Raw genomic sequence first — 18,511 nt, 5'->3', positions numbered from 1 at the left:
TAACTATTAAGAATCCTAATGATAAAACGGCTATGCTTCATGTAAATAGAAAAAAGAGAAGGACTCCCTTCTCTTCATTCAGCCATCTGATATAAGTGAGGCGGCACAGCGGTTACAAACGGACTGGCTTCACCTGTATAAAATACTGCCAGCATGTGCATCGCACGGGTGCACGCAGTATATAAAAGCCTGCGGTCGTGCTCTGTATGATAGTGTTCTTCAGATGCATCATAGACAAGCACTGCGTCAAATTCAATTCCCTTCGCTAAATACACCGGAATCACGCAAACACCCTTTTGAAATGGTTGATTTTCTTTATGAATCAGGCGAACATCTGTATATTCACTCATGTGGGCGTGCGCCTGTATGCATTGCTGCGCAGTCTTGCAGATGACGGCTATTGTTTCGCGCCCTTTTTTCTTGAGCCGGCCAATTTCTTGCGCGAGCTTTTGGCAAAGGCTCTCATGTCCTTCAGTTTTGACAACGAGCGGCATTTCCCCGCTTCTATTAAACGGCTCAATATCCGCTCCATCTTGAAGCATCGCTTTGGTAAACTCGACAATCTGCCTTGTTGATCTGTATGTTCTCTTTAAACGAACATACTCAGCAGGATCATCCTCAAAGCACGCATCCATACGCTGATCCCCGTGTATGGTATGCGCGTAGATGGACTGATTGATATCACCGAGCACTGTCATGCTGGCAGCCGGAAAAATACTTCTCATGTAAGCCATCTGAAACGGTGAATAGTCCTGGGCTTCGTCAATAAATAGATGTTTGATCTTCGTATTTTTCTTTCTGCCCTCAATCAGATCCTGCATATAAAGAAACGGTGCCGCGTCCTCATAGAGCAATTTATTATCCGTAAATGCCGAACGGGTCAGCTCACCTATCACGGCCATCTTCTCATGCTGAAATTTCCCTCCCCAGCCAGAAAACAATTGCAAATACAGCTGTGAAACATCAAGAAATGCAAGGAGCCTGACTGCCTGCTTGAGCGGTTTGAAAGCTTTTTTCACAATGATGGCGGCAAGCAGCTGCTGCTCTCTTTGATAATCGTTAAACGTACTCTCGCTGAACCGTTTCCTTTCCTGCAGTTTTTTGTACACGTCCAGGTAGTCCTCTTTGTCAAGCAGCTCAGCTTCATGAACAACCCAATCCTTTCGCCGTTCCTTTTTCTCAAGCTTGTTAAGCTCACTCAGCAGCCACTTCGCGGTTTGCTCCATCCGATTCGGAATGGAGTGATTTTGATCCAATGAGTAAAAATAGGATTGAATTTGCTCCTTTGTGATCAGCTTTTGTCCGCGGAATATGATATTTTTAAAAATCATCCCTTCAGAAGAAAGCCGTGTGACGTATTCATCAATGAATTGCTGAAAGGATAAACCCGCCTTCCATGTGATTCCCGCAAGCCTTGTTGGAAAATCGCCGTCCTTTGTTTCCGTCAGGCAATATTCGAGCTGATCAAAGGGGCTTTCACATTTGAACTTGCGGCCAAGACGATGCTCGATATATTCCTGAAACGTCGCCTGCTCCATATTCTCTTCTCCTAACTCAGGCAAAACAGAGGATACATAGCTGTTAAATAAGAAGTTGGGAGAAAACAAAACGATTTGTCCGGCATCAATGACGCCGCGGTGCCTGTATAACAAATAAGCGACACGCTGAAGCGCAGCCGATGTTTTCCCACTGCCAGCCGCTCCCTGCACGAACAGGATCTTGCTTTTTTCATTACGGATAATCTGATTTTGTTCTTTCTGAATCGTAGACACGATGTTTTTCATTTGGGTATCGGAGTGATGGCTTAATACCTCTTGCAGCATTTCATCGCCAATCGTCATATCGGTATTAAACATCGCCTTGAGAGTGCCGTTTTTGATCATAAACTGGCGTTTCAGCACCATTTCCCCTTCTATCGTTTCACCGGGCACCTCGTACTCCGCTTTTCCTGGAGAATAATTGTAGTACAAACTTGATATCGGCGCCCTCCAGTCATAGATCAGAAAGTGTTCCTCTTTCTCATCCAAACAGGAAGCTAAACCGATATAAATTCGCTCTGCCTCCGCCTCGCCGTTTTCAATAAAATCAATCCGGCCGAAATAAGGCGATTTTTTCAATTGATGAATTCGTTTGAGCTGCTGATCCATGCGCCGATGATTCTGTTCCCGATCAGACAGCAGCTCTGCCTGCTGCTTAATGCTTGCCATCGTTTCAATCGCTTCATGGGCATCATCAAAATTAACCTTAACATCCTCCCAAAAGCTTTTTCTTAATCCGATGATATCATGCTTCAACCCGCCCGCAGACGTTTCCAGAAACCGCTCTTTTTTTTCGAGCTCCTTCAGCACCTCATCTATTCTCGACTGCTCTTCCTTCCATTCCTTATCCTGCTGATTCATGAACGGCACCTCCAGAAAATAGTTGACAAACATAGATGAAACACTGTAAAATATAATTGGGTACGTATATTAAATATATGATGAAAACTGGCAAATACAATTTATCTTAACACATTCACCCAATACCAATCAAGGTTTGGGTTATTTATATGCAGAAAAAACCGATTTCAACTCGAAATCGGTTTTTTCTCTTATGATTTCACATTGATCACTGTTGGACGTGCTTTTCTTAGGTTGCGAATCTTCTCTTTCATCAGTATCGATTCCTTATTCCTTTCAATCTTCGATATAATATATCTTTTTCATTTTAAAAACACCGCAGAGCTTTACCGTGTTTGTCTGTTCATCTAACGTGAAGAATGACTAAACTTGTTATTGTCATCTTCCATAAAGCGACTACATCCTTGCTATCGTATCTATAGTCGCAGTAAAATAGTCATTTTTCATCCAATTTCGACATATTTCAACAAATTAAAGTTTTTCATTTGGGAGAATAGGACGATGTTACATTATTTCTCTCGGTTTATGATATGAACATGAAGAAAGAACCAGAATTAGTTAGGAGGAAATACTCAGTGAAGAAAAAGCTATCTATGATGTTGCTGGCATTCGTCGTAGCCGTAACAAGTTTTACGGCTATTGACCTAGTAAACAACAAAGCGGAAGCTAAAGATTGGGTTAAAAAAGGTCAAATATGGAGTACTCATTACCATTCGGGCTCATTTAAAAACTATACTTACTCGCCAACTTTTCATATTTATTATCCAGGACAAGGAACTTGGGCCAACATGACAGCAAACGGATCAGGCAGCGGGAAAATTACAGCAACTCTGCAACTAAAGACAAATAAAGGCTGGAAAAATGTTAAAACTTTTTATGCAACGAAAAAAGGCTCTACAAATTTAAGTTACAAACAAGCTTCTAAAAGCTACAAAACAAAATACAGATTCAAATTCACTAACACAGGAACTAAAAAAACCATCAGCTATACCTTTTGGGCTACCTATTAATTTCAAATAGCTTTGTTCTGCGCGGTTTCGAAAAGGACTTTTTTTTGGTCCCGGCAGGCTACCATAAAAGAAACCTCTCCGTCATGGAGAGGTTTCTTTTATTTTACTGACTATCTAAGCGAAAAGAACGGTTTGGCAGCTTCCAATTAAACATATAGGAACAAACCCGGCAAACAACGAGCACGAAAAACAGAACGTATAAGCCGAACGAGTTCCCCAGCCAGCCCAAGCCGACGATTAAACCGCCGAGAGCCGCCCAGACTGCATAAATTTCCGCCTTCAGCACAAGCGGTTTGCGCCCGGCAAGAAGGTCACGGATGATTCCGCCCCCGCTTCCCGTCAGCACAGCAGCCACGATCACGGCACTAAGCGGATGGCCCATTTTGACGGCATACAGTGCGCCTTGGATAGCAAAGGCAGCGAGGCCGATCGCATCTGATAAATTGCCCCACTTATTCCAATGCTTCAGCAGCAGCTTCGGAAACAGAAACACAATTGTAATAGATAAAAGCGCGATTTGAAAGTACGCTCCCTGCTCCCATAGCGCTGACACCGGAACACCGATCAGCAAATTGCGGATCGCTCCTCCTCCAAAAGCTGTGACAATCCCTAATATATAAACTCCTAAAATATCATATTCCTCTTCCATCGCAACAATTGCGCCGCTGACTGCAAACGCAATGATGCCAATCACACTGAGCAGCTCCCAAGCCATTCTGATGACTCCCTTTTATGTTTGTTAAATTTTCTGACGACCTCTAGATTTTATAATCGCTCAAGCGTAAAATCAATAACATTTTTATGAGAAAAAAAGATAAATTTAGAGGCGGCTATTGCTGATGGACATGAGTTTGCGAAATTAAAAAAGCGCCCGGCATACGCGGGCGCTTTTTTTGTTATTCAGATTTTTCGCCTTTCAGCAGGCACATAAAAATGATAATCAGGATAAAAGCAATCAGGGCCAGGAATGGAATCGTAATAAAACCAAACCAGTTAATATATTGGCCCGAGCACGGCACGCCGCTGACACATGGCTTAATGCCGCTAAAGCCGGGCACTTTTTGCTCTAAGTAATGCATGATCGAAATGAATGCCCCAATAATCGCCATCGGGAGCACATATTTTTTCACTCGTGTGTCCCCTTGAAAGGTGGCGATGCCTAAAATCAGGACGAGCGGATACATGAGGATACGCTGGTACCAGCACAGTTCACATGGAATAAACTTTCTGATTTCACTGAAATACAGGCTGCCCAGCATAGCGATAAGAGCCACAACCCAGGAAGCATATAAAAATACGATTCTATTTTTCATATTGTTACTTCCCTTTCAGCTCTTTTTCTATTGTCTCTTTGATTTCATCATAATCCGCAAAATTTTTGATCACTTTATCATTGACATAAATCGTCGGTGTTGCCTGTATGTTCATTTTTTGATTAAGGTCAGAATCCTTTTCCACTTGAGAAGCGAATGTTTCCTTATCAAGATTTTCCTTGAGCGTCTCAGGTTTTATCTTTGTGGTGCTTTTTGCAAGATCACCAAGGAGGCCTGGGGTTACCCATTCCTGTTCCGTATCCGGCTGTTTTTCGAACAGCTTTTCATGGAAATCCCAGAAAGAGTCAGGGTCTTCCTTCCATACTTCTTCAGATGCAAGAGCCGCTAACCTTGAACCTTTTCCATGGAACATGACGTTCACGAAAGAAAATTTCACATCGCCCTTATCAATAAAGTCTTTTTGTATTTTTGGAAAGATGTCACTGTTAAACACCTTGCAAGACGGACATTTGTAATCTCCGAATTCTACTACAGTTACCGGTGCATCGTCCTTGCCAAGCACAGGCTGCCCTTTGATAGACGGCTGTCCGGAAACCGCATCATTGCCTTGTTCCGTTTTGTTATTAATGATGACAATGGCTGCTAGCAATACAACAACCACAACCGTAAGGATGACCGCGAATTTCGCAGAAGACTGCTGTTTCTTTTTCACTCCGACACCTCATCGTTTTAAAATTAAAAAAGAAGCGGATCGCAATTGATCCACTTCTTTATTTTAACAAGACAAGCGCCGATAAGAAAACCCCGAAAAAATGAATTCTCTCCGACAATTTATTTGTTTTTGAGACGCATGACGCGCATAGCGTTTGCCACAGCGAGCAGTGTAACACCGACATCTGAGAAAACCGCTTCCCACATGGTTGCAATTCCAAATGCTCCAAGAATGAGAAAGATCGCTTTCACACCTAAAGCAAAGCCGATGTTTTGCCACACGATTCGCCGTGTCCGTTTCGCAATCCGAATCGCTTCTGCTATTTTTGACGGCTGATCTGTCATCAGCACGATGTCTGCGGCTTCTACCGCGGCGTCTGACCCAAGGCCTCCCATCGCGATCCCTATATCTGCGCGTGCAAGCACCGGCGTATCATTGATGCCGTCACCGACAAAAATGAGTTTTTCACTAGGCAAAAGCTTAGCTTCTAATGCTTCGACCTGCGCGACTTTATCTTGCGGCAGCAGCTCTGCATATACCTCACCAATCCCAAGCTGTTTTCCGACGGCTTCTCCCGTTTGTTTCGAATCACCCGTCAGCATAGCTGTCTGTTTGATCCCAAGCGACTTCAGATCAGCAACCGCCTGTGCTGCGTCTTCCTTTACTTCATCCGCTATGATGATTGCTCCGGCATAGTGTTGATCAACAGCAACGTGTACGATTGTTCCAGCATTTTCATCCGGGACATCCTCAATTTGTTCTCTTTCCATGAGCTTTTTATTCCCGGCAAGGATCTCAGTTCCATTTACCTTTGCAAAAATGCCGTGACCGGAGATTTCTTCGTATGACTCAATCTCATCGGAGGAAAGCATTTTCCCGTAAGCTTTACGCACAGATTCAGCAATCGGATGCTGTGAATGAAGCTCAGCGTATGCCGCCGCTTCAAGTAATCTATCCTTTGTAAAACCTTCCGCAGGTTTGATTTCTGTCACTTCAAAGCTGCCTTTTGTTAGTGTTCCCGTTTTATCAAACACCGCGTATTTGACTTGATTCAAGGCTTCTAAATAATTGCTTCCCTTTACAAGCACTCCGGCCTTTGAGGCCGCTCCGATTCCGCCGAAGAAACCGAGCGGAATGGAGACAACAAGCGCACAAGGACAAGAAATCACTAAAAAGATAAGCGCGCGGTACACCCAATCGGAAAGCGCGGCGCCAGAAAGAACAAGCGGCGGAACAAAGGCCAGCAATACCGCGATGATCACAACAGCAGGTGTATAATACTTGGCAAACTTCGTGATAAAGTTTTCTGTCCGGGCTTTACGGCTGCTCGCATTCTGAACCAAGTCTAATATTTTTGATACTGCTGATTCCTGATAGCCCTTTGTGACTTCAATATGCAGAACGCCGTTTTGATTGATAAAGCCTGACATTACATCTTGTCCTTCCTGAGCTTTTCTCGGAACGGACTCACCTGTTAAAGCAGATGTATCAACCATCGCTGACCCTTGCACGACCTTACCGTCCAGGGGTATGCTTTCTCCCGGATTAACCACAATGATGTCTCCTGTCTGAACGTCCTCCGGGGAAACCTGTTCGATGCCGTTCTTTGTTTTGAGATTGGCGTAATCAGGCCGTATGTCCATTAACGCACTAATTGATTTTCTGGAACGGCTTACCGCGGCTCCTTGAAAAAGCTCACCGATTTGATAAAACAGCATAACGGCGACCCCCTCAGGGTATTGCTGAATCAGAAAAGCGCCGATTGTGGCAAGGGCCATTAAGAAATGTTCGTCAAACACCTGACCGCGGATGATGTTTTTGACTGCGCGGATTATAATGTCACCGCCGATAATCAAATAAGCACCGAGGAAAAGGAAAAATTCAATGGTTCCCGAATGAACCAAATATGCTGCTGCGCCGAGAATGACAGCCGCCGCCATTCTGATCAGCATATTGACCATTCTATTACGATAGCCATCATCAGCTGATTTCTTTATATGCTTTTGGCGAACCGTTACATGCGGATCAATTGATTTCACTTTTTTCTCTACTTTATTCGTGACCCATTGCTCTTCTTTCCCATCGGCTGAGACAGTTAAGGTGCTTGCCGCAAAATTTACCGCGCATCCGTCAATGCCTTTTATGCCTTTGACTCCATTTTCGATTTTTCGGGCACAATTGCTGCAATCCAAACCGTCCAGAACGTATTCCTGTTTCACTAGTCTCACCTTACCTTCCGATTTAGGGTTCCCTTTTCAAAGCGTATCAATGAGTATTCTATTTACTTTACATATATGAGCATATACTCATATATAAGTTACACCTATTATATGTTGTTTTCCAAGAAAGTGTCAATGAAAAACAAAAACCGGCATATAGCCGGTTTTTCATTTTACTTTTTGCAGGCGAAGAGCATTCAGAACAACGGAAACGGAGCTGAATGCCATTGCTGCTCCTGCTATCCACGGTGCTAAAAATCCAAGTGCTGCGATTGGGATGCCGAGGCTGTTATAGCCAAGCGCCCAGAATAAGTTTTGTTTAATGTTTTTCATTGTCAATCTGCTCATGCGGATTGCGTCTGCAATGCTGTTTAGATCGCCGCGAATCAGTGTAATGTCTGCTGTTTCCATGGCAATGTCCGTGCCAGTTCCAATCGCCATGCCGATGTCAGCTGTGGCAAGCGCCGGCGCATCGTTAATTCCGTCGCCTACCATTGCTGTCTGGCGGCCTTCTTTTTGCAAGCGGGCGATTTCCGCCGCTTTTTGTTCAGGAAGGACTTCCGCAATGATATTCGCAATTCCCGCTTCCTTCGCAATGGCTTCTGCGGTTCTGCGATTGTCTCCTGTCATCATGATGACATCAAGGCCCAACTCTTTCAGACGGGCAACAGCCTTCCGCGACGTATCCTTAATCGTATCTGCAACTGCTACTAGCCCCGCTGCTTCTCCATCAATGGATACAAGCATAACTGTTTTCCCTTCGGCCTCTAGCTCTTCCATTTGGGCGAGAAGAGCCCCATGCTCAACCTGTTCGCTCTCCATTAATTTTCTTGTGCCGACGAGAATGCTTTTTCCTCCCGCTTCAGCCAAAATGCCTGCGCCGACTTTTGCTTCAAAGCGGGTAAGTTTCGGTATCTCAAGCCCTTTATCTTTCACGCCAGCAATAATCGCTTCGCCAAGCGGATGCTCTGATCCCGTTTCCGCTGCCGCTGCAAATTGAAGCAAATCTTTTTCTTCAAAACGGCCGAATGGAATGGCATCTGTCAGACGCGGCTTCCCGTTTGTCACGGTTCCGGTTTTATCAAGAACAATTGTATCGAGACGATGTGTTTTTTCTAAATGCTCGCCGCCTTTAAATAAAATCCCGAATTCAGCAGCGCGTCCAGATCCAGCCATTATGCTCGTCGGAGTGGCAAGACCGAGGGCGCAAGGACAGGCAATGACAAGAACCGCAATGAACTTGCTGATCGCTTCAGCAAAATCGCCAGGAGCCGCCCAAAGGTACCAAATGAGAAAAGTGAGAACGGCAATCCCCAATACAATGGGCACAAAAATGCCTGAAATCTGGTCAGCGAGACGCTGGATCGGCGCTTTTGACCCTTGTGCTTCCTCAACAATTTTGATGATATGAGAAAGCGCAGTATCCTTTCCGACGTTGACAGCTTTAATTTTCAGAAAGCCGTTTGCGTTAACGGTTGAACCTGTCACGCTGTCACCAGGATTTTTGTCAACAGGAAGACTTTCTCCTGTAATCATCGATTCGTCAACCGCTGAGCGGCCTTCAACCACTTCTCCGTCGACAGGAATTCGTTCGCCAGGTTTGACGTAAACAATGTCATTAACAAGCACTTCGTCGATCGGGATGATTTGCTCCTGTCCGTCTCTTACAACAGTAGCTGTTTTCGCTTGAAGCTTCATCAGCTTTTTAATCGCATCCGAGGAACGGCCTTTTGCTTTTGTTTCAAACAACTTGCCTAATAAAATCAGCGTCAGCAAAATCGCGCTTGTTTCATAGTAAAGGCCGTCTGTATGCCCGTGAGAGCCAAGGCTTTGAAAAGTAAGATAAAGACTATAAGCGTAAGCAGCCGTCGTACCGAGGGCGACCAATACATCCATATTGGCGCTTTTATTTCTGAGCGCCTTATAAGCACCCACATAAAACGGCCAGCCGATCAGAAACTGGACTGGTGTCGCCAGCGCAAACTGCATCCACGGATTGAGAAATATATCCGGTACCCAAATGAATGATGTAAATGTAAAATGGCTCACCATCGCCCAAAGCAATGGAAACGACAGGACAGCTGAAAAAATCAGTCTCGCCGTTTGCTTCCGTTCTTCTTTCTTTTTAGCAGCAGCCTCACTGTCCTGTTCCCCCTTCAACTTTAGCTTATATCCAAGCTTATCTACCGCTTCTTTCAAATCGCCGACAGACGCTTCTTTTGGATTGTATTCGACCGTAACTGTTTCTAAAGCGAAGTTTACTGGTGCATTTGCGACGCCTTCTATTTTGTTAAGCCGTTTTTCAATCCGATTGGCGCAAGCCGCACAGGTCATGCCTTCAATATCGAATTCAGCTTTTTCTGTAACAACGTGATAGCCCAGCTTTTCTATTTTTTCTTGAATCGCTGCAGTCCCTGTTTCAGCAGGATCGTAGATTACATTTGATGTTTCCGTTGCCAGATTAACATTTGCATCCGTGACACCGGGCATTCGCTTCAGGCCTTTTTCAATTCTGGCAGCACATGCCGCACAGGTCATACCAGAGACCTGCATCGCGATTTCCTTTTGTTCACTCAACATACTCACTCCTTTATATACACCTGGGGGGTATATAAAAATGAAAGAAATATCGCGCCTCCCTAAAGGCGCGATACCTTGAATCACTCAGCTACGTCATAGCCCTGATCTTCTATCGCATCCGCAATATCTTTGACTGATACTTTGTCAGCATCAAACGAAACATCGACTTTACCCGCTTCCAGATTGACATGAACGGCACTGACGCCGTCCAGTTCTCCTACGCTTGTTTCTACTGCTTTGACGCAGTGCTGACAAGACATTCCTTCAACTTGCAATGTTTTTTGTTCCATAATCAATTCCTCCTGTTTATTCTTTCTATTTTCATCCTACCATACCCCCGTAGGGTATTACAATAAAAAAACGCTTTATGATTTTGTGAACTTTTTAAATACGTCCAAAAGCTCAGAAATGGCCTGTTCCCCGTCTCCGCTTTTGATGGCATCTGCTACACAATGATGGGCATGATCCTCAAGCAAATGAAGCGCCACATTTTTCATTGCCGCCTGAACAGCTGAAATTTGCACAAGAATATCTACACAATATCTGTCGTTTTCCACCATGTTTTGAATGCCTCTGACCTGGCCCTCAATCCGCTTAAGCCGGTTTGTAATCTGATCTTTTTCTTTCGAGCTTTTATGGTTTAATGTTTTATGTTCGTTATGCTTTTCCATGCGTACACCTCTGTTTAATGATATTAATTCCCATTATACTGATTGTCCAAACGGTTGTCTAAGCATGCCGACGCAAAAAATGAATCAGTTAGGTTTTACCATTTGATTAGGAGGGTATATACTTCTGTTGATAACGCTTTTAAAGGGGAGAAGGAAAGTGGATACGATCAAGGTTGGAATATTAGGATACGGATTGTCCGGTTCTGTTTTTCACGGGCCGCTGCTGGATGTTCTGGATGAATATCAAATCAGCAAAATCATGACATCTCGGACAGAAGAAGTGAAACGGGACTTTCCAGATGCTGAGGTTGTACATGAGCTTGAGGAAATCACAAATGACCCTGCCATTGAGCTTGTCATTGTCACCACCCCGAGCGGCCTTCATTACGAGCATGCTATGGCATGCATACAGGCCGGAAAACATGTTGTGATGGAAAAACCAATGACAGCAACAGCCGAAGAGGGGGAAACATTAAAAAGGGCTGCAGATGAAAAAGGCGTATTATTAAGCGTATATCATAACCGACGCTGGGATAACGACTTTTTAACGATTAAAAAGCTGATCTCTGAGGGATCTCTTGAAGATATCAATACATATCAAGTTTCCTATGACCGCTACAGACCTGAAGTTCAAGCGCGGTGGCGGGAAAAAGAAGGCATTGCCACTGGTACGCTGTATGATCTCGGCTCCCACATCATAGACCAAACCCTGCATTTGTTTGGGATGCCTAAAGCCGTGACTGCAAACGTGATGGCCCAGCGGGAAAATGCCGAAACGGTTGACTATTTTCATTTAACCCTGGACTATGGCAAGCTTCAAGCCATTCTATACGGAGGATCAATCGTTCCGGCAAACGGACCTCGTTATCAAATCCATGGAAAAGATTCCAGCTTTATCAAATACGGAATTGACGGACAGGAAGACGCACTCAGAGCGGGAAGAAAACCAGAGGATGACAGCTGGGGTGCAGATGATCCGGAGTTTTACGGACAGCTTACAACCATTCGTGGCTCCGACAAAAAAACAGAAACGATCCCATCAGTAAATGGCTCCTACCTTACTTATTACCGCAAAATAGCGGAAAGCATACGGGAAGGTGCTGCGCTGCCAGTCACTGCTGAGGAAGGTATTAATGTCATCCGCATCATTGAAGCCGCGATGAAAAGCAGTAAAGAGAAACGAACCATTATGCTGGAGCACTAAAACAAAAGCCTCCCCAAATAAGGGGAGGCTTTTTCATTAGAATGTTTTTCCTGCTTCTTTCGCACGCGCAATCGCGTCTTCTTTGATTTGCTGTGCTTTATCAGGCTCCGCATTATGTCCCTCTACGAAAATGCCTTCGAATGATGGTACGCCGAAGAAGTTCATCATGATGCCGATGTAGCGGTGTCCCATTTCCATCTCAGCCGCAGGGCCTTCTGAATAGTAGCCGCCGCGAGCTTGGATATGAATTGCTTTTTTATCAGTCAACAAGCCGACAGGACCTTGTTCTGTGTATTTGAATGATTTTCCTGCAACAGCAACAGAATCGAGATACGCTTTCATCACTGGCGGGAATGAGAAGTTCCATAAAGGAGTAACAAATACGTACTTATCAGCTGATGCAAATTGATCGCTAAGCTCTCCCAAACGGCCTACTTTCGCTTTTTCGCTTTCAGAAAGCTCTTCAAAGCCTGTACCTGACTGAAGCTTTCCCCATCCGCTAAATACATCTGCGTCAATGTGCGGAATGTTTTCTTTGTACAAATCGATATGTACAACTTCATCATTTGGATTTGCTTCTTTGTAAGATTCGATAAATGCTTTACCTGTTGCCATACTGTACGAAGTTGCTTCGTCATGCGGATGAGCAGTGATATATAATACTTTTGCCATTTTTACCAGCCCTTTCGTTTTTAAAAATCACACATCAATTATTATCATACAGATGCATAATGATTATTCTGTCTCTCTTAGACTTTATTATAGAGACAAAGAAATTTACTTTCAAGTAAAACATCTCGAATTAAAGATTATTTAACTTTCCAAACAGCTTTCTTTTCAAAAGCTGTTCTCAAGCCGGAATACAGCGCGGACAGTTCTTTACTGATCCGAGGATAATGAGGGACATGCGGCACTTGAATATCCGCAGGCATCCTTTTCATGATAAAGGATTGCTCAGCCTGTTCAAAAAACGCCCGCAGCTGGTTGATCTCTTCATCAGAAAACGGAGCAGGCGGACGGCGGTGAGCTTGCGCCGAGAGCAAATAGTACCCTAAGTGCTGAGCACCGGAAATGGCAGGCCAGAGCGCCTCCGCATTCGCATGAGGAAACTCTCCAAGGGCCTTGTCATACGCATCCCGAAGCCTGACAAGACTCACCCTTAACTTGTGTTCGTCGGCATTCTGCCCGGTTAACAGTTTCTCCATAAACTGCCCTTCCAGCCGGATGACGTTCCTCATCAGTTCAGGCAGTCGCTTCGTTGAAAACCGCCGCCACAAAAGTATTGTTCCCAACAGCCCGATCACGCTGCCGACAGCTACATCAGTCAGCCTCGCTATCATAAAATAACCGGCACCCGCGCCGCCATGCATACTTTCTGTGATAACAAGCGCATTTGCGGTTAAAAAGGGAACAGCCAGCGCATAATTGCGGACGATCAGCATCTCAAGAAGACATTGCAGCGCTGCAATACAAAACGCAATATAAACACCGCCCGGCTTAAAAAACAGGATTGCGCCTGCCAGCATAACACCGATCACCGTTCCGGCCGAACGCTGAATAGCCCTGTGAAGCGTAAAAACAACAGTAGTGCCAAGCATGACCGCTGCTGCCGAAAGCGGAATCCAATAGGAGCGTGCAAAGCCGAATGCGAGGGCAAACATATCGGCGGCAAACAGAACAATTCCGTACTTTAACGCTCTAATTAAAACTGGAGACTTCCAGTCAAAAGCATTTCTCAAAAAGTAAAAAGAGGATGGCAGGCGGCTCGGCTCCCCGTCAAGCTGCTTATCAAAACGTTCTGAAGCGATATTCAAAACCTCATTGATTTCTTCAAACAGCTTCCGCCTAGGCTCAGATTCGTTCTCATTAATCTGAAACGTACCGGAAACCCGTGCATGCGCAAGCATATCTCCGGTTTGGCGAAGTGCCTTTTCAATCTGCGCGGTCTCTCTGTCCGGCGTTTCAGCTGAAAAATGAATAATGGCAAGGAATATGTCGTCAGCTTTTTCAAGGAGGCGGAAAAATCGTTCATCATGCCGCGATTTTTTCCGTCTGTTCCCTTTCCCAAGAACTGTTTGGCGGGCTGTTCTAAGCATGAGCACCGTCTGATGCTGTGCGTTATGAAAACCTGGCGTTCCGACGGCTGAAAGACATGCAGCCAGCTGATGATATGTTTTTTGCAGCACCGCTCCCTCCGGTCCATGTTTGTTCCATAACCATCCGATTAAAGCGATACCCATGGCGAAAATGCCGCCGAGAAACGTCAGTCCCGCTCTGAACAGCGCTTGTGAAGGATCGGGCTGCAAACCGGAACTGACTAAAAAGGCAAGGACAAAAAACATCGGCGCAGGGCCTTGAATGCCGAGCGCGCTAAAAATAAACATCGCCGCTGCACCGATCAGCCCCAAAACAGCCGCCATCATCCAAAGCGTCCCGGACAAAAGCGTCCCTAAACCAAATGAGAGGGCGATCCCAATAGAAACCAAGAGCAGCTTCAAGGCGCGCTTTTTGTACGATTCACCGCCCGCATATAAATAAACAAAGCCTCCGATACTTGCAATTAATCCGTAATCCGTGTGACCTGCCAATGCACCGACCAGCACAGGAAACCCTGAAGCGAAACCTGATCCGATAGCCTTTTTCCAAGGAAATGGATTTGCATGAATGCGAAAGGCATCCTTCACGATAGGCATGATTCTTTGATTGTTCGCAGCAGTTTTGTTCATTTGACAAAATCCTTTTCAATGAATGTGTAGAACTTTTCCCGTTTCTTCGCTTTAGTATGCCCAAAAACGCGGTTAGCTTCTCAATTGGTGCGCACGATAAAAAAACAGAGACTTATACCGTCTCTGCTTCATTACATCAGTTTATTATAAAAGCGGCACCTGTCAGGACTGTTTTGTCCTTCTGCCTTCCTTCAAGAGCAGGTGAATAAAAAATAAAGGATAAATCAATAGATACCCATTAAACAGCCACCACACAAGATCAAAGTCACTGCTGAATGTCCAGAATGATAGCGCCTGCAGACCTGAACAACAGGTCAGCACAAGAGAAATCAGCGCCATCAGCTTCCAGTCAGCTCGATTCACCCGCTGTAGGTACAAGCTGTACAACCCTGTGACAGAAATCAGGATATCCAGCGGAAAAAAAGACCAGTTCCATGCGATCATAAACGGATGGTCATGATGTTTAAAAGCCCAGCTTTCCGGTATGAGCGAAAATCCGGCTGACAGCCAGTACAAGATAAAACCGATATCAGTCACGAGAAAAAACAGCTTCATATATCTCATTTGTACTGCCCGCTTTTATGTACCGGCTCAGACACCGCAGCATGCTCGATCAGGTTTAAAGACACAACACCGGCAATAATCAATCCAATTGAAATGACTTTCATGACACTCACATGTTCTTGAAAAAACAAAAAACCAACGACTGTAATCAGGACAATTCCCATCCCTGACCATACAGCATAAGCAACAGATACATCAATGGATTTAAGCGTAAGCGTCAGAAAGAAAAGACTCCCTCCATAAAAGAAAATCAACAGCAAACTGGGAATAAGCTTTGTAAAACCAGACGATAGCTTCATGCTGACCGTTCCCGCAACCTCAAACAAAATCGCCAAGCATAGAAACACCCAATTCACGTGGCATCAGCCTCCTCATCAGCTGTTATACCGTTAAACAAAACATCTACAATTGATTCAAGCACCTCTCCTGTCGTGAACTGATGTTTCAGTGGATATTCAGGGTCATACACTTGGTTGATGCTCCCTATATACATGTGAACAAACAGGTCCGGATTGATGTTTCTGATTCTCTTTTGCTGTTTGCACTCGTTTAATAATGCTAGGACAATGGCCCATTCTGCCTTAATAAACGTGTCTAATGTAAGCCACGCATCGTAATGGTATTTCTTTAGTTCATTTAATAATCCCATGTTCAGCAGTTCCATCCCCTGTGGAAGGCTGATCAGCATTTTTTTCACCTTTTCAAGCACATTTAAACTTTCATTTTCATAGATGTCTCTTTCTATTTGCTTCATTTCAGCTATAAATTGTTCGACAACCGCCTCAACAAGCTGATCTTTAGATGAATAATATGCATAGAGCGTCCGCTTGCTCGTTCCCAGCGCTGCCGCCAAATCATTCATCGTAAATGAAAATCCTTTCTGCTTAATCAGCCGGATGGTTTCCGCCATAATTCTTTTTTCCACATTAATCCCCCGCTTTCGGTACCAAGAAAACTATTTAGGTACCAATATTATACGGCAGAAATTTATGGAAATCAACAATATATAAAAAACCTCTCCTGTTGGGAGAGGTTTAAAAGACACTGCGGACCAAACCGCCGTCCGCCCGAAGTGCCGCACCATTGATCGCAGAGGAAAGCGGGCTGCTTAAAAATGTAACGAAGTGGGCGATTTCTTCCGGACGGATCAGTCTTTGAATAATAGATGTCGGCCGGTTTTCTTTCATAAAACGTGCCTCAGCTTCTTGAACAGTCAGGTTTTCACCAGGATACAGCGAGTTCAGCATGGTTTCCACACCCTCTGTTAAGGTAGAGCCCGGCATGACGGTGTTGACTGTGACATTCGTGCCGGTTGCCAGCTCCGCCAAACTGCGGGAAATGGACAGCTGCATCGTTTTTGTCGCACTGTAATGCGCCATTTCCTGTGACGGCATAATCGCCGCTTCACTGGCAATGAAAATCACACGCCCTTCCTTTTTCTCTATCATGTTATGCAAATACCTGCGTGTCAGCCTTACACCGCTCATAATATTCACTTCAAAAAAACGAAACCATTCATCGTCGGGAATATCAAAGTACTCCGCCTGTTCAAAAATCCCTAAATTGTTGACCAAAATATCAACCTCTGGATATGCCTGAAACAGCTCATTGCAGCCTTCTTCTGTTCCCAAATCAAATGCAGCCGGATAAAGAACCGCTTCAGCATGTTGTGTTTTCAGTTCATCTATCGTCTGATTCACTTTCTCTTCCCGGCGTCCGTTAATGATCACTGCCGCACCTTCTTCAGCTAACGAAGAGGCAATAGCTTTTCCGATCCCAGATGTCGAACCGGTCACCAGTGCGGTTTTTCCTTGTAAATTCAGTTTCATTATTCATCCCTCCGTTTTTGATTCCTCTTATTTATTGACAGAAATCTGATTGGTGAAACATCTGCTCTGCAATCAGTATGAAACAGCTGGGATTGAAATGGAAGTACGCACTTTTTGGTGCCTGTGGTTTGGAGAATAAATAAAGCAGAACCTCTTGAGAGGTTCTGCTTTATTGTCAGTATGTATGGAGACGGTGGGAGTCGAACCCACGTCCAGAAACATCGATTACTTAAGCGTCTACGAGCGTAGCCTGCATATTTATGGTTTCACTCATCTTCTTGCCTGCGGGCGGGCCTTCCGAGAGCTAGTCTGTTCATCTCTTCTTACGTTCTCAGACAGGAACGCAAGCGTAGCCTACTTGGATGTGCTCTTCACAGACACATAGGCAATGTCAGGAAGAGCTCGCTGCGCTTATTAGGCAGCTAATGCTACGTTTTGGTTAAAACTGTTAGTTTTGCCAGTTATATTTAAGTGCGTGTTTACGAGATCGCCTCTCGGCTCGCAGCTCAAGCTCGATCCATCCCTGTCGAATCCGTAACGTCCCCTTGGTATAAGGGAAATACGGGAGAAAATATCAAGCTCTCACTCAAACTGGCTATAGTCTTATTATAACATGATCACGGCTCTTTTCAATTGTCAAATCCTTCAAATGAATGGCGTCGTGATCTGATCGTGAACACAGTATAGCACAGGCCTGATTTTCGAATCAAGCACTATGCCTTTAGAAGCCTTTTTGACTGTCTCTGAACGCTCTTTCGATTTCCCGCTTCGCGTCCTTGCGCTTCAGATCTTCCCGTTTGTCATAGTTCTTCTTCCCTTTTCCAAGGCCTAGAAGCACTTTGGCAAAGCCGTTTTTTAAATACAGCTTCAGCGGAACGAGAGAATAGCCTTTTTCCTTTGTTAACCCGATCAGCTTATTAATCTCCTTGCGGTGCATTAACAGCTTTCTTGTCCGGAGCGGATCGTGGTTATAGCGGTTTCCCTGCTCATATGGGCTGACGTGCATATTGTGGAGAAACACTTCTCCCCGTTCGATTTTGGCGAAGGAATCTTTAAGGTTTACGCGGCCGGCGCGAATCGATTTGATTTCGGTTCCTTGCAGAACGATGCCTGTTTCATAGGTTTCTTCTATAAAATAATCGTGGTTGGCTTTCTTATTTTGAGATAATACTTTTCCTGACCCTTTTGGCATGCCAGAACCTCCTCTCTCTAAGGAAAAACTGTCCACCTTTTGCGATACGCTCTATTTTACCAAATGTCACGTACCGCTACAATGAAAAGCTGTTTCCGAAAGAAAGCAAATAGAGCGCTGCGGCCCTATTT

The 18,511-nt window shown here is 44.7% G+C and carries 17 protein-coding genes and 1 other RNA gene; 2 read left to right on the top strand and 16 right to left on the bottom strand.

Annotated elements, in window-relative coordinates; translation table 11 throughout:
- Nucleotides 1-74: 74 nt before the first annotated feature.
- Nucleotides 75-2,399 carry a DNA helicase IV gene (helD, locus tag BGM23_RS04995; protein ID WP_029725920.1) on the bottom strand — a complete coding sequence of 775 codons (2,325 nt, stop codon included), beginning with the start codon at nt 2,397-2,399 and terminating at the stop codon, nt 75-77.
- A 575-nt stretch (nt 2,400-2,974) separates the two neighbouring features.
- On the opposite strand from helD, the gene BGM23_RS04990 reads away from it, so the two are divergent.
- Nucleotides 2,975-3,409 carry a hypothetical protein gene (locus BGM23_RS04990; protein WP_046663943.1) on the top strand — a complete coding sequence of 145 codons (435 nt, stop codon included), beginning with the start codon at nt 2,975-2,977 and terminating at the stop codon, nt 3,407-3,409.
- Between the two features lie 103 nt (nt 3,410-3,512).
- Here BGM23_RS04990 and BGM23_RS04985 read toward each other — a convergent pair whose 3' ends face one another.
- The 7 genes from BGM23_RS04985 to csoR all read right to left on the bottom strand — a co-directional run bounded on the left by BGM23_RS04985 (nt 3,513) and on the right by csoR (nt 10,865).
- Complete coding sequence (locus BGM23_RS04985) at nt 3,513-4,124, bottom strand: trimeric intracellular cation channel family protein (RefSeq protein WP_003228419.1); 612 nt, start codon at nt 4,122-4,124, stop codon at nt 3,513-3,515.
- Between the two features lie 181 nt (nt 4,125-4,305).
- Nucleotides 4,306-4,722 carry a disulfide oxidoreductase gene (locus tag BGM23_RS04980; RefSeq protein WP_003228417.1) on the bottom strand — a complete coding sequence of 139 codons (417 nt, stop codon included), beginning with the start codon at nt 4,720-4,722 and terminating at the stop codon, nt 4,306-4,308.
- Nucleotides 4,723-4,726: 4 nt separating this feature from the next.
- On the bottom strand, nt 4,727-5,395 hold the full coding sequence (bdbD, locus tag BGM23_RS04975; protein WP_003228414.1) for a disulfide bond formation protein BdbD: 669 nt from the start codon (nt 5,393-5,395) through the stop codon (nt 4,727-4,729).
- Nucleotides 5,396-5,514: 119 nt separating this feature from the next.
- Nucleotides 5,515-7,623, bottom strand: a complete 2,109-nt coding sequence (locus tag BGM23_RS04970) for a heavy metal translocating P-type ATPase (RefSeq protein WP_121572478.1) — start codon at nt 7,621-7,623, stop codon at nt 5,515-5,517.
- A gap of 159 nt (nt 7,624-7,782) precedes the next feature.
- Nucleotides 7,783-10,191 carry a copper-exporting P-type ATPase CopA gene (gene copA, locus BGM23_RS04965; protein WP_029725922.1) on the bottom strand — a complete coding sequence of 803 codons (2,409 nt, stop codon included), beginning with the start codon at nt 10,189-10,191 and terminating at the stop codon, nt 7,783-7,785.
- An 83-nt stretch (nt 10,192-10,274) separates the two neighbouring features.
- Nucleotides 10,275-10,484, bottom strand: coding sequence for a copper chaperone CopZ (gene copZ / locus BGM23_RS04960; RefSeq protein ID WP_003228406.1), 210 nt, complete (start codon nt 10,482-10,484; stop codon nt 10,275-10,277).
- Between the two features lie 75 nt (nt 10,485-10,559).
- Nucleotides 10,560-10,865 (bottom strand): copper-sensing transcriptional repressor CsoR, encoded by a 306-nt coding sequence (gene csoR, locus BGM23_RS04955; protein WP_003228404.1) that lies wholly within the window; start codon nt 10,863-10,865, stop codon nt 10,560-10,562.
- Between the two features lie 127 nt (nt 10,866-10,992).
- Here csoR and iolW point away from each other — a divergent pair, with 127 nt between their 5' ends.
- Nucleotides 10,993-12,069 (top strand): scyllo-inositol 2-dehydrogenase, encoded by a 1,077-nt coding sequence (iolW, locus tag BGM23_RS04950; protein WP_029725934.1) that lies wholly within the window; start codon nt 10,993-10,995, stop codon nt 12,067-12,069.
- Between the two features lie 36 nt (nt 12,070-12,105).
- On the opposite strand, the gene azoRB is transcribed toward iolW, so the two are convergent.
- From azoRB to smpB, 8 genes are all read right to left on the bottom strand, one after another.
- Nucleotides 12,106-12,741, bottom strand: coding sequence for an FMN-dependent NADH-azoreductase AzoRB (gene azoRB / locus BGM23_RS04945; RefSeq protein WP_003228400.1), 636 nt, complete (start codon nt 12,739-12,741; stop codon nt 12,106-12,108).
- Nucleotides 12,742-12,878: 137 nt separating this feature from the next.
- Complete coding sequence (locus BGM23_RS04940; protein WP_029725935.1) at nt 12,879-14,795, bottom strand: FUSC family protein; 1,917 nt, start codon at nt 14,793-14,795, stop codon at nt 12,879-12,881.
- Between the two features lie 162 nt (nt 14,796-14,957).
- On the bottom strand, nt 14,958-15,359 hold the full coding sequence (locus BGM23_RS04935) for a YvaD family protein (RefSeq protein WP_003242541.1): 402 nt from the start codon (nt 15,357-15,359) through the stop codon (nt 14,958-14,960).
- Nucleotides 15,356-15,715 carry a DMT family transporter gene (locus tag BGM23_RS04930; RefSeq protein WP_003228392.1) on the bottom strand — a complete coding sequence of 120 codons (360 nt, stop codon included), beginning with the start codon at nt 15,713-15,715 and terminating at the stop codon, nt 15,356-15,358. The genes BGM23_RS04935 and BGM23_RS04930 overlap by 4 nt, the downstream gene beginning before the upstream one ends.
- Nucleotides 15,712-16,284: a TetR/AcrR family transcriptional regulator gene (locus BGM23_RS04925; protein WP_003228390.1), complete on the bottom strand. Its 573-nt coding sequence runs from the start codon at nt 16,282-16,284 to the stop codon at nt 15,712-15,714. Before BGM23_RS04925 ends, BGM23_RS04930 begins: the two co-directional genes overlap by 4 nt.
- Nucleotides 16,285-16,393: 109 nt before the next feature.
- A complete protein-coding gene (locus BGM23_RS04920) occupies nt 16,394-17,188 on the bottom strand; it encodes an SDR family NAD(P)-dependent oxidoreductase (protein WP_029725936.1) in 795 nt (264 codons plus the stop codon).
- Between the two features lie 182 nt (nt 17,189-17,370).
- Nucleotides 17,371-17,733, bottom strand: a transfer-messenger RNA (tmRNA) gene (gene ssrA / locus BGM23_RS04915).
- A gap of 176 nt (nt 17,734-17,909) precedes the next feature.
- Complete coding sequence (smpB, locus tag BGM23_RS04910; RefSeq protein ID WP_003220025.1) at nt 17,910-18,380, bottom strand: SsrA-binding protein; 471 nt, start codon at nt 18,378-18,380, stop codon at nt 17,910-17,912.
- Nucleotides 18,381-18,511: the final 131 nt, after the last annotated feature.

Source organism: Bacillus sp. FJAT-14266, assembly GCF_001719225.1.
GTDB lineage: Bacteria > Bacillota > Bacilli > Bacillales > Bacillaceae > Bacillus > Bacillus subtilis.
The sequence above is the reverse complement of the archived record's forward strand: the minus strand, read 5'-3'. Positions and strand labels throughout refer to the sequence as shown.

Bases quoted from the DNA above. Each gene is read 5' to 3' on its own strand.
- csoR (WP_003228404.1), bottom strand. From the start codon at position 10,865: ATGGAAAAGCATAACGAACATAAAACATTAAACCATAAAAGCTCGAAA.
- smpB (WP_003220025.1), bottom strand. From the start codon at position 18,380: ATGCCAAAAGGGTCAGGAAAAGTATTATCTCAAAATAAGAAAGCCAAC.
- BGM23_RS04920 (WP_029725936.1), bottom strand. From the start codon at position 17,188: ATGAAACTGAATTTACAAGGAAAAACCGCACTGGTGACCGGTTCGACA.
- helD (WP_029725920.1), bottom strand. From the start codon at position 2,399: ATGAATCAGCAGGATAAGGAATGGAAGGAAGAGCAGTCGAGAATAGAT.
- BGM23_RS04980 (WP_003228417.1), bottom strand. From the start codon at position 4,722: ATGAAAAATAGAATCGTATTTTTATATGCTTCCTGGGTTGTGGCTCTT.
- azoRB (WP_003228400.1), bottom strand. From the start codon at position 12,741: ATGGCAAAAGTATTATATATCACTGCTCATCCGCATGACGAAGCAACT.
- BGM23_RS04985 (WP_003228419.1), bottom strand. From the start codon at position 4,124: ATGGCTTGGGAGCTGCTCAGTGTGATTGGCATCATTGCGTTTGCAGTC.
- BGM23_RS04940 (WP_029725935.1), bottom strand. From the start codon at position 14,795: ATGAACAAAACTGCTGCGAACAATCAAAGAATCATGCCTATCGTGAAG.
- copZ (WP_003228406.1), bottom strand. From the start codon at position 10,484: ATGGAACAAAAAACATTGCAAGTTGAAGGAATGTCTTGTCAGCACTGC.
- BGM23_RS04935 (WP_003242541.1), bottom strand. From the start codon at position 15,359: ATGAGATATATGAAGCTGTTTTTTCTCGTGACTGATATCGGTTTTATC.